General features: G+C 63.0%; 10 protein-coding genes, 1 tRNA gene and 1 pseudogene. 5 read left to right on the plus strand and 7 right to left on the minus strand.

Features of this window, described 5'->3' with window-relative positions:
• The first annotated feature begins 106 nt into the window (after positions 1-106).
• Positions 107-1,543, plus strand: coding sequence for a M48 family metalloprotease (locus GEV38_RS20935; RefSeq protein ID WP_015271462.1), 1,437 nt, complete (start codon positions 107-109; stop codon positions 1,541-1,543).
• Positions 1,544-1,661: 118 nt separating this feature from the next.
• On the opposite strand, the gene nadA is transcribed toward GEV38_RS20935, so the two are convergent.
• Complete coding sequence (gene nadA / locus GEV38_RS20940) at positions 1,662-2,720, minus strand: quinolinate synthase NadA (protein WP_003254747.1); 1,059 nt, start codon at positions 2,718-2,720, stop codon at positions 1,662-1,664.
• 297 nt (positions 2,721-3,017) lie between these two features.
• A complete protein-coding gene (locus GEV38_RS20945; RefSeq protein WP_054572636.1) occupies positions 3,018-4,526 on the minus strand; it encodes a YdgA family protein in 1,509 nt (502 codons plus the stop codon).
• Between the two features lie 445 nt (positions 4,527-4,971).
• Here GEV38_RS20945 and GEV38_RS20950 point away from each other — a divergent pair, with 445 nt between their 5' ends.
• The 4 genes and pseudogenes from GEV38_RS20950 to GEV38_RS20960 all read left to right on the plus strand — a co-directional run bounded on the left by GEV38_RS20950 (position 4,972) and on the right by GEV38_RS20960 (position 9,569).
• Entirely contained in the window at positions 4,972-6,324 is a 1,353-nt protein-coding gene (locus tag GEV38_RS20950; protein WP_015271464.1) for an APC family permease, read from the plus strand.
• A 285-nt stretch (positions 6,325-6,609) separates the two neighbouring features.
• Positions 6,610-7,596 (plus strand): annotated as a pseudogene (locus GEV38_RS28085) (HAMP domain-containing protein); the annotation flags it as partial.
• 102 nt (positions 7,597-7,698) lie between these two features.
• Complete coding sequence (locus GEV38_RS28090; protein WP_371035244.1) at positions 7,699-8,454, plus strand: methyl-accepting chemotaxis protein; 756 nt, start codon at positions 7,699-7,701, stop codon at positions 8,452-8,454.
• A gap of 155 nt (positions 8,455-8,609) precedes the next feature.
• Positions 8,610-9,569 (plus strand): cation diffusion facilitator family transporter, encoded by a 960-nt coding sequence (locus GEV38_RS20960; protein WP_015271466.1) that lies wholly within the window; start codon positions 8,610-8,612, stop codon positions 9,567-9,569.
• A 234-nt stretch (positions 9,570-9,803) separates the two neighbouring features.
• Here the strand turns inward: GEV38_RS20960 and GEV38_RS20965 are convergent.
• From GEV38_RS20965 to pal, 5 genes are all read right to left on the minus strand, one after another.
• Positions 9,804-9,879 (minus strand) — tRNA-Lys (locus GEV38_RS20965).
• 59 nt (positions 9,880-9,938) lie between these two features.
• Complete coding sequence (gene queC / locus GEV38_RS20970) at positions 9,939-10,613, minus strand: 7-cyano-7-deazaguanine synthase QueC (RefSeq protein WP_015271467.1); 675 nt, start codon at positions 10,611-10,613, stop codon at positions 9,939-9,941.
• A gap of 17 nt (positions 10,614-10,630) precedes the next feature.
• Positions 10,631-11,278, minus strand: coding sequence for a 7-carboxy-7-deazaguanine synthase QueE (queE, locus tag GEV38_RS20975; RefSeq protein WP_015271468.1), 648 nt, complete (start codon positions 11,276-11,278; stop codon positions 10,631-10,633).
• A gap of 160 nt (positions 11,279-11,438) precedes the next feature.
• Complete coding sequence (ybgF, locus tag GEV38_RS20980; protein WP_054572634.1) at positions 11,439-12,245, minus strand: tol-pal system protein YbgF; 807 nt, start codon at positions 12,243-12,245, stop codon at positions 11,439-11,441.
• Positions 12,246-12,251: 6 nt separating this feature from the next.
• Positions 12,252-12,752, minus strand: a complete 501-nt coding sequence (gene pal / locus GEV38_RS20985; RefSeq protein ID WP_003254755.1) for a peptidoglycan-associated lipoprotein Pal — start codon at positions 12,750-12,752, stop codon at positions 12,252-12,254.
• Positions 12,753-12,798 lie beyond the last annotated feature (46 nt).

Here is a 12,798-nt window from a genome sequence, read left to right on the forward strand (position 1 = left end):
GGCATTGCCAGGCTGTATCTGGATTTGGCCGGCTAGGATAGCGCCACTGGTCGCCAACGTGTGAGCCCGCTACAGTAGGTATCTTTGACCGACGCGAGCTTCATGCATGAATCTACTGCGCCCTACCCTGCTGACGCTGGCCTGCCTGTTGGCCCTTCCTGGCCATGCTGACGACCTGCCATCACTGGGTGATGCCAGTTCCGCGATCGTCTCGCCGCAACAGGAGCACCAGCTCGGCCGTGCCTGGCTGAGCCTGCTGCGCGGCCAGGTCAACCAGCTCAACGACCCACAGCTGAAGGACTACGTCGAGACCAGCGTGTATCGCCTGGCCGAAACCAGCCAGCTGCAGGACCGCCGCCTGGAATTCATCCTCATCGATAGCCGCGAGCTCAACGCCTTTGCCGCCCCGGGCGGCATCGTCGGGGTAAACGGCGGGCTGTTCCTCAACGCCCAGACGGAAGGCGAGTACGCCTCGGTACTGGCCCACGAACTGGCGCACTTGTCGCAGCGCCACTTCGCCCGCGGCGTCGAGGCCCAGCAGCGCATGCAACTGCCGATGATGGCGGCGCTGCTGGCCGGTATCGTGCTGGCGGCCGGTGGCGGCGGTGATGCCGGTATCGGTGTGATCGCCGGCACCCAGGCGGCGGCGATCCAGGAACAGCGGCGCTTCTCGCGGCAGAACGAACAGGAAGCCGACCGTATCGGCATCCAGAACTTGGAAAAGGCCGGCTACGACCCACGCAACATGCCGACCATGTTCGAGCGCCTGGCCCGGCAGTACCGCTACGACGCCAAGCCGCCGGAATTCCTGCTGACTCACCCGGTAACCGAGTCGCGTATCGCCGACACCCGCAACCGTGCCGAGCAGGCCCCCAAGGGCGGCGTCGAGGACAGCATGCGCTACCAGTTGATCCGTGCCCGGGTGGCGCTTACCTACGAAGGCACCCCGGGGCTGGCGGCCAAACGCTTCCGCGCCCAGCTGGACGAAGACCCCAAGCTGGACGCCGCGCGTTACGGCCTGGCCCTGGCGCAGATCAAAGGTGGCCAGCTGAACGAGGCGCGCGAGCTGCTAAAGCCGCTGCTGGCCAAGGCGCCCAACGACATTACCTACAACCTGGCGCAGATCGACCTGGACATCACCAACAACCGCCTGGCGGATGCGCAGCAGCGTGCTGAACGCATGCAGGGGCTGTACCCGGGCAACTACCCGCTGAAGCAGGTGCGTGCCGATCTGCTGGTGAAACTGAACAAGCCCGCCGAGGCGGAAAAGGTGCTGAACGAACTGGTGAAGAGCCGGCCGGATGACCCGGACGTGTGGTACGACATGGCCGAAGTGCGGGGCCTTTCAGGAAATACCATTGGCTTGCACCGGGCGCGGGCAGAGTACTTCACCCTGGTGGGCGATTTCGACCAGGCGATCCAGCAGCTGGATTACGCCAAGCGCAGGTCGGGCGCAAACTTCCCGCTGGCAGCACAGATTGACCAGCGCCAGCGCGAGATCATGGAGCAGCAGCGCATGGTTCAGGAAATGATGGGGCGCTGAATATTGAGGGAGCGCTTCGCGCTCCATTCGCAGCACAAGGCTGCTCCTACAAGGGAATGTGATCTCTTGTAGGAGCAGCCTTGTGCTGCGAATGGGCCGCAGAGCGGCCCCAGCAATCTCAGGCGTTACCGGACAACTTCAGGCGCGCTGCCTGGGTAAAGTCCAGCATCCGGTTCAACGGCTTGATCGCCTTCGGCACCAGCGCCGGGTCGACAAAGATCTCGTTCGTGCCATTACGCAGGCAATCCAGCACACGCTCCAGGGTGTTCATCGCCATCCACGGGCAGTGCGCGCAACTGCGGCATGCCGCGCCGTTACCGGCGGTGGGGGCTTCGACGAACTCCTTGTCCGGGCACAGCTGCTGCATCTTGTAGAAGATGCCGCGGTCGGTGGCGACGATGAAGGTCTTGTTCGGCAGGGTCTGGGCAGCCTTGATCAGCTGGCTGGTGGAGCCCACCGCGTCGGCCAGCTCGATCACCGCTTCAGGCGACTCGGGGTGCACCAGAATCGCCGCATCCGGATACAGCGCCTTCATGTCGGCCAACTGGCGCGACTTGAACTCTTCGTGAACGATGCAGGCACCGTCCCACAGCAGCATGTCGGCACCGGTTTGCTTCTGGATGTAGCGCCCCAGGTGCTGGTCCGGGCCCCAGATGATGGTTTCGCCGTTGTCCATCAGGCTTTCGACGATTTCCAGCGCGCAGCTCGAGGTCACCACCCAGTCGGCACGGGCCTTCACGGCTGCGGAAGTGTTGGCGTAAACCACCACGGTGCGCTCGGGGTGCTGGTCACAGAAGGCCGAGAACTCTTCCACCGGGCAGCCCAGATCGAGCGAACAGGTGGCCTCCAGGGTGGGCATCAGCACGCGCTTTTCCGGGGTTAGGATTTTCGCCGTCTCGCCCATGAAGCGCACACCGGCAACGATCACGGTTTCGGCCGGGTGGTTCTTGCCGAAACGGGCCATTTCCAGCGAGTCGGACACGCAGCCGCCGGTTTCTTCGGCCAGCGCCTGGATGACCGGGTCGCAGTAATAGTGGGCGACCAGCACGGCGTTCTGGGCCTTGAGCTCGGCAGCGATGGCCGCACGGTATTCGGCCTCCTGCTCGGCTGTCAGCGGGTTTGGCTGCTTGGCGTCGAGGTGGGCCTGAACCAACAGGCGTTCGGAAATCTGGGTCATGATCGCTGGACCTGCAGGCGCGTGCGCGCGTCAAATCGAGTGTATCACCCGGCCCTGACAGATCGGCTAAGGGTGCCGGACGGCACAAAGGCCGCCACGGCCCTCTGCGGGCGCGGATTATTATCGGAGGCCGAAGGCTACAGACAATCCAGCGAATTCTAAAGTGGTTTTTGTGTTGCCTGTGCTGGCCCTATCGCCGGCAAGCCAGCTCCCACAGGATCACTACTGCCAGCAACATTTGTGCAATCCCTGTGGGAGCCGGCTTGCCGGCGATAGGGCCGGTACAGGCCTAGCCGATCAGCCCTGCGGAGACAGGGCCGCCAGCTGCGCCGCCATGAGCATGGCAAACTCTTCCACGGTCATCTTCTTGCCGTTGAAGTCGACCATGCCGTCGGCATAGTGCAGGCTGCTCACCACATCATTGCCCTGCACGGTGGCCATGCCGCTCTGCAGCGCCATCATGCCGACCATTTCCCCGGCCTGGCTCGATTGCATGGCGATGGCCTGGGCGTCGGTCTGGCCATCCAGCAGTGCCTGCAAGGTTGCCAGGTCACCGATCATCGGCTTGGACAACGACAGCTTGCTCTTCACCTCGGTGATCAGTTGCTTGCTCAACTGGTCAGGCGGCAGGTCGAAGCTGGCCGGGGCGGCGAAGCCCATCGACAGGTCGAAGCGGCTTTCACCATTGGCAGTCCTGAACGACAGGTTTTCCACCGCCACCCGGGGCTTGGCAGCCAGCAGTTTCTGCAGCTCGCCCTGGAACCTTGCCTTCTCCTCATCGTCCATCTGGATTTCCGGCACCGGCTGGCCAGCGGCAGCTGCGGCCTCGAATTCCGGCAGATGCGCCTGGTACCACGTCGACAACGCCTGTAGCGCCGGCGCGTTGACCGACGTGATGCTCACCGCCATCTGCGCCTTGCCCACCGCACGGCCATCCCAGGTGATATCCCCGACCTTGTACTCCACGCGGCCACCCACGGTATCCGGGCCCTCAAGGGTTTGCAGGGCGTTCTGCTCCAGCCCCTTGACCACCAGCACCTGCTGTTTCGGCCCTAGGGTGACCTTGGTTTCGGCCAGCGCCAGGTCGACGTTGCCCACGTAGATGGCCTCGTGCGCGGTGGCCGCCAGTTGGCCGCCGACCTTCAGCCCATTGAGCTCGAAGGTGGCAGGCGGCTGGTCATCGCGTACCAGTTTCATCACGAACCGATCGGCCTGGCCGTGGAAGCTCGAGGCCTTGCCTTCCTGATCACCACTGACTTGCAGTTGCATGCCCGAGAAGTCGAGGCTGTTGCCATCCGCTTGGTCGAGCTTGACCGGGGCCAGGTGCACCTGGCTGACCACATTGCCGTCGTAGCCCAGGCTGGTCTGTGCGCTGACCGGGGCCTGCTCGCCCGCTGCGGCGAACCACGGCGCGGTGGCGTCGTCCTTCTGCAACGTGCTGTTGCTGACTGCCAGCACCGGCATCAGCTTCAGTGCCTTTACCCGCGACCAGGGGAACGGGCCGTGCTCGATCTGGTCGGTCACGCCAACGTCGAAACTCACCACTTCGCCTTCGCCCAGGTTGATATCGCGGGCCTTGAGCCGGTACTGGGCGGTACTGCTGAAGAAATGCTGCTCCAGCGATACCCGTTCGATGCTCATGCTGCCACCGGTACTCACCAGGGCCTTCTTGAGTTCCGCGTTGCTGCGGACCAGGGCGTTGTCCAGCTCCGCAGGCAGCTGCTTGCCGGTGTACCAGGCGCCAGCGGTGGTTGCGACGGCGATGGCGATAGCCAGGCCGGAAAGGATGCCAACTGATTTCTTCATGAATAGAACCGATTGCTGTCCATATGGGCTTCGTAGGCGGCCAAGGGCCACACAGGACGCCAAGAGTACCACTGCCGCCCAGCCCTGGCGCTGGCCAGGCTCGAGAAATCCGGTTTTTGGGAAACGCCTGACAGACCTGCCAAGGGAGACGGGCATTCGTTAATTTTTGCGAACACCAAAATTGATCACAACCGCAAAAAAACGCGCAAAAACCGAACAAAACCCCACTTTAATCGATAAGTATTTCAATCCAGCAACATCTTGTCATGTTTAACTTGACACTAAGCTACCCATCGTTTTTTATTTTCACCACTTTGCGCGCTCCCCCGCGCCCCCGCTGCTCCAACAATAAAGGTGAACAACATGGAGCCCACCCGCTCGCCCTTGCCGCATGCGCAGTACACCGTGCCCGCCGTTTACGCCCAGCCGCAGGAGCCATGCCAGCATGCAGCCTGACCACAGCGCTTCCGGCAACGGCCAACTCCGTAAAACCCTGCGTCTCTGGCACGTTATCATCATCGGTCTGGCCTACCTGACCCCGATGACCGTGTTCGACACCTTCGGCATCGTTTCCGGTATAACTGCCGGCCACGTACCCAGCGCCTACATCCTGGCACTGGCGGGGATCCTGTTCACCGCCGTGAGCTACGGCACCCTGGTAAGGCGCTTCCCGCAGTCGGGCTCGGCCTACACCTACACCCAGCGCGCGATCAACCCGCACGTCGGCTTTCTGGTCGGCTGGTCGTCGTTGCTGGACTACCTGCTGCTGCCAATGGTCAACGCCTTGCTGGCCAAGCTGTACCTTTCGGCCATGTTCCCGGAAGTACCGGAATGGATGTGGGTGGCAGGCTTCGTAACCCTGATCAGCCTGATCAACATGCGCAGCGTGAACCTGGTGGCGCACTTCAACCTGCTGTTCGTGGCCGTGCAGGTGGCGATCATCGCCGTGTTCATCTACCTGTGCGTGCGCGGCCTGGACCAGGGTGAAGGGCTAGGTACCGCCTGGAGCCTGCTGCCGTTCGCCGACAATCAGACCCAGCTCAGCGCCCTGGCCGCCGGTGCGACCATCCTGTGCTTCTCGTTCCTCGGCTTCGACGCGGTGACCTGCCTGTCCGAAGAAACCCGCGACCCGGGCAAGACCATCCCTCGCGCGATCTTCCTCACCGCCCTGATTGGCGGCCTGGTGTTCATCACCGTGTCGTACTTCATCCAGGCCTACTTCCCGACCATGTCCCGTTTCCACGACCAGGAAGCAGCACTGCCGGAAATCGCCCTGTACGTCGGCGGCAAGCTGTTCCAGTCGATCTTCATCGCCTGCACCGTGATCAACACCATCGCCTCGGGCCTGGCCTCGCAGACCAGCGTGTCGCGCCTGCTGTACGTGATGGGCCGCGACAATGTGATCCCGGCCAGCCTGTTCGCCCGCCTGCACTCGCGTTACAAGACGCCAGTGCTGAATATTGCGGTGGTGGGGCTGATTTCACTGTCGGCGATCTTCTTCGACCTGGTTACCGCCACCTCGATCATCAACTTCGGTGCGCTGGTCGCGTTCAGCTTCGTCAACCTGTCGGTGATCAACCACTGCTACCTGCGCGAAGGCAAGCGCCAGGGCCTGGCCAACCAGCTGACATACCTGGTGGCACCCACCATCGGCTTCTGCATCATCGTCTCGCTGTGGCTGGACCTGAACGCACACTCGCTGCTGTTCGGTGGCGTCTGGGCACTGCTCGGCCTGCTGTACCTGGCCTGGCTGACCAAAGCCTTCAGGGACTCTCCGCCCAACTACATCGCTGAATGACCCATGCTGCCGACAACGCCCGCGCCTGATCGCGGGCGTTGCATTTGCTCGAAAAGGAAAGCCCTCATGCCGCTGCGTCGCCTCTCCATCCAGTGGAAGATCACCCTGCTCGCCGGCCTCTGCCTGCTGGCCATCGTCGCCCTGCTGGTAACCACATCGCTGGCCCAGGCGCGGCGCAGCGCGGCTTTGGTCAACCAGGCCAATACCGAAATGCTCGACAGCAGCGCACGCCTGCGCCTGCAGGCCCATGCCGAAACCCAGGCCCTGCGCATCCAGCGCTATTTCATGGACGCCTACCAGTACGGCAATGGCTTTGCCCGCCTGGTGCAGGTGCTCAAGGCCCGTGGCGGCAACGACCTGCGCGCCGAACTGACGCGCCAGGCCCGTGCCAGCCTGGCGGGCAACCCGGATGTGATCGGCCTGTACCTGGTGTTCCAGCCCAACGCCCTGGACCCGGACAGCCAGTACCTCGGCCAGGATGCATTGGGCAGCAATGAGAGCGGGCGCTTCTCGCTGTACTGGTCACAACCCCGCCCCGGCACCCTGGAGCTTGAAGCCATGCCGGAGTCGATGCTCGGAGACGCCAGCATCGGCAGCAACGGCGTGGCGAAGAACCGCTGGCTGACCTGCCCGCAGGACACCGCCAGAACCTGCATGCTCGAGCCATATCTCGACGAGGTGAATGGCCGCCAGGTACTGATGACCAGCATCGCCCTGCCGCTGCAGGAGCACGGCAAGGTGGTCGGCGTGGTCGGTCTGGACATCGGCCTGGCCAACCTGCAGCAGTTGAGCGTGGATGGCCGCCGGGAGCTGTTCGACGGCCAGGGCCAGGTCAGTATCGCCAGCGCGGCCGGTTTGCTGGCCGGCAACAGCCGCGACGACAGCAAGCTCGGCGAGCCGATGGACAAGGCGGTAGCCGACGGCCTGCTGCGTGTTGCCCACCCGTTCACGCCAATCCCTGATGCAGCCCCTTGGCAGGTATTGCTGGAACTGCCGGAAAGCGTGCTGCAGGCGCCTGCCGTCGCCCTCAACCAGCGCCTGGATGCGCACAACCACAGCGCCAACCTCACCAGCCTGCTGGTTGGTCTGGGCGCTGCGGTAGTCGGTTTGCTGCTGGTGTGGCTGACCGCACGCGGGGTGACCCGGCCAATCCTGGCCGTGGCCGCGCGCCTGGAAGACATCGCCAGCGGCGAAGGCGACCTTACCCGCCGCCTGGAGTATGCCCGCCAGGACGAACTGGGCCAGCTTACCGGTTGGTTCAACCGCTTTCTCGACAAGCTGCAGCCAGTCATAGCCCAGGTCAAAGGCTCACTGCAGGAAGCCCGCGGAACCGCCGACCAGTCGGCAGCCATCGCCAGCCAGACCAGCACCGGCATGCAGCAACAGCACCGCGAAATCGAACAGGTGGCCACCGCCGCCAATGAAATGAGCGCCACCGCCCTGGATGTCGCCCATAACGCCTCGCAGGCGGCCCAGGCCGCACGCGCTGCCGACCAAGCCAGCCGCGAGGGCCTGCAGCTGATCGACAGCACCCGGCAGGGCATCGACCGCCTGGCCGCTGGCATGAACACCGCCATGGACGAGGCGCGCGCGCTGGAAGGCCGCAGCGGGCAGATCGGATCGGTGCTGGAAGTGATCCGCACCATTGCCGAGCAAACCAACCTGCTGGCGCTCAACGCCGCCATCGAAGCCGCCCGTGCAGGCGAAGCCGGGCGTGGTTTTGCCGTGGTGGCAGATGAAGTGCGTGGTCTGGCCCAGCGTACCCAGTTGTCGGTGGAGGAAATTCGCCAGGTCATCGAAGGCTTGCAGCAAGGCACCCAGGATGTGGTGGGCGCGATGCAGGAAGGCCAGCGCCAGGCCCAGGACAGCGCCGCGCGGATGGAACAGGCGCTGCCGGCGCTACAACGTATTGGCGAGGCAGTGGCAGTGATCAGCGACATGAACCTGCAGATTGCCTCGGCGGCTGAAGAGCAGAGCGCAGTAGCCGAAGAGGTGAACCGCAATGTGGCTGGCATTCGCGATGTGACCGAATCGCTGGCAGGCCAGGCCGATGAGTCAGCGCGGATCAGCCAGGCCCTGAACCGGCTGGCCAACCAGCAGCAGGCGCTGATGGAGCAGTTCCGCGTCTAACCTGTCAGGGCCAGTGCGCCTTCTTCGCGGGCATGCCCGCTCCCACAGGAAATGCCCAGCCCTTCGGGGTGGCGCCATACCCTGTGGGAGCGGGCGAGCCCGCGAAGAGGCCCCAACAGGCAATACAGCATTATTGATTTTATCGAGTACAACCTATGCAAAACCCGACTCGCCCCACCTTCTTCGACATCAGCAGCGAACAGGGCCTGTTACGCACCTCGATCGCCGTCACCCTGTTCATCGCCGTCATCGGCATCGCCTTCGGCCTGGCCTCCGGCTCGTTCTCCATCGTGTTCGACGGCGTCTATTCGCTGGTCGATGCCAGCATGAGCGGGCTGTCGCTGGTGGTGGTCAGGCTGATTACCGCGCATACCACCAGCGTGCAGATGTCACGCAAGTTGCGCGAGCGCTTCACCATGGGCTTCTGGCACCTGGAGCCGATGGTGCTGGCGCTCAACGGCATCCTGCTCAGCGGAGTGGCCATCTATGCGCTGATCAACGCCGTCAGCAGCCTGCTGCAAGGCGGGCGCCACCTGGAGTTCGGCATCGCCATGGTCTACGCGGTGCTGACCGTGATCGCCTGCGTGACCATCGCTGTTGTCGAGGCCCGCGCCAACCGCAAGCTGGGCTCGGACTTCGTGCGCATGGACGTCAAGGGCTGGGTGATGTCGGCCAGCATCACCGCCGCGCTGCTGATCGCCTTCTGCTTTGGCTATGCGGTGCAAGGCACATCGCTGGAGTGGGTGTCGCCGTATATCGACCCGGCGGTGCTGGCGCTGGTCTGCCTGGTGATCGTGCCGTTGCCGATGTCGGTGGTGCGCCAGGCCCTGTCGGAAATTTTCCTGGTGACCCCTGGCGACCTCAAGCTGCACGTGGATGAAGTCGCCAAGGCCTTCGTCGCACGCCATGGGTTGCAGTCGTACCGCGCCTATGTGGCCAAGGTCGGGCGCTCGCGGGAGATCGAACTGTATTTCATCGTGCCGAAGGCCATGGCCGCGAAAACCATCGATGAATGGGATGCGTGGCGCAACGAGATCGGTGATGCCGTGGGTGGTGAAGGGCCGGACCGCTGGCTGACGGTGGTGTTTACCGGGGATCCGGAGTGGGCAGAGTAAGACATCTGGAGTCTGCACAGCCCCCTGTAGGAGCGGCCTTGCGCCGCGATCGGGCTGCGCAGCAGCCCCAGGGCTTCAGCAAAAACGCACAAATTGCTGGGGCTGCTACGCAGCCCGATCGCGACGCAAGGCCGCTCCTACAAGCAATCGCGTAAACCGAGCAATAAAACTCGGCCAACGGAAAACGAAAAAGCCCGCCACCGTTGCCGGTAGCGGGCTTTGACGTACTGCATATGGTGGGTCGTGTAGGATTCGAACCTACGACCAATTGGTTAAAAGCCAACTGCTCTACCAACTGAGCTAACGACCCGTTGGATGGCGCGTATAATACTGATTTCTAACGGGAAATCAACACCCCATAAACTTTTTTCAAAAGTACCGCGTCGGGTCTTCGACACCAGCTGCCTTGAAGCCGTCGGCACGCAGGCGGCAGCTGTCGCATTTGCCGCAGGCACGGCCGTCATCATCAGCCTGGTAGCAGGAAACGGTCAGGCTGTAATCCACACCGCGAGCCATGCCGGCCTGCACGATCTGCGCCTTGCTCAGGTTCTGCAGGGGCGCCTGGATACGGAAGCCCTGCCCTTCGACGCCGGCTTTGGTCGCCAGGTTGGCCATGCGTTCGAAGGCTTCGACGAACTCGGGGCGGCAATCGGGGTAGCCGGAGTAATCCACGGCGTTCACACCAATGAAGATGTCGCGGGCTTCCAGCACCTCTGCCCAGCCCAGGGCCAGGGACAGGAACACAGTGTTGCGCGCCGGCACGTAGGTGACCGGGATGCCTTCACCCGGGGTTTCCGGTACGTCGATGCTGCTGTCGGTCAATGCCGAGCCACCGATGCCGTCAAGGTTCAGGCCAATCACCTTGTGCTCGACCACGCCCAAGTCACGGGCAACGCGGGCGGCGGCGTTCAGTTCGGCGCGGTGGCGCTGGCCGTAGTCGAAACTCATGGTGTAGCAGCTGTAGCCTTCGGCCTTGGCCATGGCGACCACGGTGGCCGAGTCCAGGCCGCCGGACAGCAGGATTACTGCGCGTTTGTCGGTCATGTGTACTTGCTCCTCAATCAACGTCCGGGTTCGTCGTTCCACAGCAGCTTGTGCAGCTGCAGCTGGAAGCGTACGGGCAGGTTGTCGGCGACGATCCAGTCCGCCAGCTCGCTGGCGTTCACCTGGTGGTGGCTGGGCGAGAACAACACCTCGCCGGCACGCTCGGCCAGGTTGTACTGGATCAGTTTGGAGACCGCCCAGTCATAGTCCTCACGGGAACAGATGACGAACTTGACCTGGTCGTTGCGGGTCAGCTGCTCGATGTTCTCGTAGCGGTTACGGTGCGACTCTTCGGAGCCTGGGGTCTTCAGGTCGACCACGCGGCTGACGCGGGTGTCGGTGCCGGCAATATCCAGCGCGCCGCTGGTTTCCAGCGACACTTCGTAACCGGCGTCACACAGGCGCTGCAACAGCGGCAAGGCGTTGGGCTGGGCCAATGGCTCGCCGCCGGTGACGCAAACGTAGCGCGGCTTGAAGCCGGCGACCTGCTCAAGGATCGAATCGAGGGTGCGAACGGTGCCGCCACTGAAGGCATAGGCACTGTCACAGTACTGGCAGCGCAGGGGGCAACCGGTGAGGCGCACGAATACCGTGGGCAACCCAGCCGTTCGCGTTTCACCCTGCAAGGAGTAAAAGACTTCGGTGATGCGTAATGTGTCTTGCATGCTCGCCACGGGCGTGACAGCTAAACAGGCTGCCCGCCTCCGTCAGGCACTGTCGCGGACTCGACATAGCGTTATCCGCAGCAGCGTGTTTACGAAAAAAGGGCATTGATTCTAACGAAAAAACCCGCGACAAGCGCGGGTTTCTTTCAAACGTAACTGCCTAGAGCTTTTGCAGGTCACGCTGGGCCAGTTGCGCGGCCGAGGTGCCAGGGTACTGGGTAATGACCTGCTGCAGGATACCCTTGACCTTGTCGGTGTGGCCCATGCGGCGCTCGACGTCGGCCAGCTTGTACAGCGAATCCGGCACCTTGCTGTGCTTCGGATACTTCTGGCTGACTTGGGCGAAGGCCTGGCTGGCAGCCGGCAGGTCGCCCTTGGCCAGGTTCACTTCCCCCAACCAGTACTGGGCATTGCCGGCGTACTGGCTGTTGGGGTACTTGCGCAGGAAGGCGTTGAACGCCTGGCTGGCCTTGTCGAAGTCTTTCTGCTTGATCAGGTCGAAAGCGGCATCGTAGTAGAGCTTTTCTTTCGCCGGATCACCGGGCTCGCTACTGGCGGCCGGTTGTTGAGCAGCAGCACCTGCTGCTGCATCGGGGGCGGCATTGGATGCACCACCACCGGAGGAATTGTCAGGGGTCGCGGCAGGCGCGGCGCCACTGTTGATGCGACGGTCCAGGTCCTGGTAACGCTCCAGGTTTTCCTGCTTCATGCGCGACACATCGTTCTGCAGTTCTTCGATGATGCCTTGCTGGCGGGAAAGCTGATCCTGCATCTGTTGCAGCTGCATGAACAGCTGGCCCTGTGCAGAGGCAGGGGCCGAAGCCCCTGACCCGGCATAGGCGCCGCTCGTGCCATAACCCGCAGGCGGATAGCTGCCTGCGTTGTCATCAACTACAGGGACCTCAGCCCAGGCCGCAAGCGGCAGGCTGAGTGCGAGGACGGTTACTACACGGCGGCCCATACGCATGAGAACTTACTTACGCAGTTCTACGCGACGGTTCTGAGCCCAGGACTGCTCGTCGTTGCCAGTGGCAACCGGACGCTCTTCACCGTAGGAGACCAGTTCCAGCTGAGCAGGGGAAACGCCCTGCAGAACCAGGTAACGCTGAACGGCCTTGGCACGACGCTCACCCAGAGCCATGTTGTACTCGCGGGTGCCGCGCTCGTCGGTGTTGCCTTCCAGGACAACGCGGTTGCCGTTGGCTTTCAGGTCCTTGGCGTGAACGTCCAGGGCGCGCATGGCTTCTGGCTTCAGGTCCGAGCTGTCGTATTCGAAGTAGAAGGTGGTGATTGCGCGCAGGGCAGCTTCTTCGCTCAGGGAGCCGTCAACAGCGCCAGTGTTGGCACCGTAGCCAGCATTCGGATCTACAGCAGCGCCTTCGCCTGCGTTGTCACCGCCCTTCGAGGAGCAACCTACAGCTACGGCCATGGCCAGAGCCAGCGCAGCAAATTTACCAAACTTCAGCATTTCCATCGTGAAACTCCTAATGAAACCCCAGTGTGTTAAGCAAAAGTATTAC

This window comes from Pseudomonas sp. 13159349 (assembly GCF_013305685.1).
GTDB classification, from domain to species: Bacteria; Pseudomonadota; Gammaproteobacteria; order Pseudomonadales; family Pseudomonadaceae; genus Aquipseudomonas; species Aquipseudomonas asiatica.

Bases quoted from the DNA above. Each gene is read 5' to 3' on its own strand.
- GEV38_RS20935 (WP_015271462.1), top strand. From the start codon at position 107: ATGAATCTACTGCGCCCTACCCTGCTGACGCTGGCCTGCCTGTTGGCC.
- nadA (WP_003254747.1), bottom strand. From the start codon at position 2,720: ATGACCCAGATTTCCGAACGCCTGTTGGTTCAGGCCCACCTCGACGCC.
- GEV38_RS20945 (WP_054572636.1), bottom strand. From the start codon at position 4,526: ATGAAGAAATCAGTTGGCATCCTTTCCGGCCTGGCTATCGCCATCGCC.
- GEV38_RS20950 (WP_015271464.1), top strand. From the start codon at position 4,972: ATGCAGCCTGACCACAGCGCTTCCGGCAACGGCCAACTCCGTAAAACC.
- GEV38_RS28090 (WP_371035244.1), top strand. From the start codon at position 7,699: ATGCAGCAACAGCACCGCGAAATCGAACAGGTGGCCACCGCCGCCAAT.
- GEV38_RS20960 (WP_015271466.1), top strand. From the start codon at position 8,610: ATGCAAAACCCGACTCGCCCCACCTTCTTCGACATCAGCAGCGAACAG.
- queC (WP_015271467.1), bottom strand. From the start codon at position 10,613: ATGACCGACAAACGCGCAGTAATCCTGCTGTCCGGCGGCCTGGACTCG.
- queE (WP_015271468.1), bottom strand. From the start codon at position 11,278: ATGCAAGACACATTACGCATCACCGAAGTCTTTTACTCCTTGCAGGGT.
- ybgF (WP_054572634.1), bottom strand. From the start codon at position 12,245: ATGCGTATGGGCCGCCGTGTAGTAACCGTCCTCGCACTCAGCCTGCCG.
- pal (WP_003254755.1), bottom strand. From the start codon at position 12,752: ATGGAAATGCTGAAGTTTGGTAAATTTGCTGCGCTGGCTCTGGCCATG.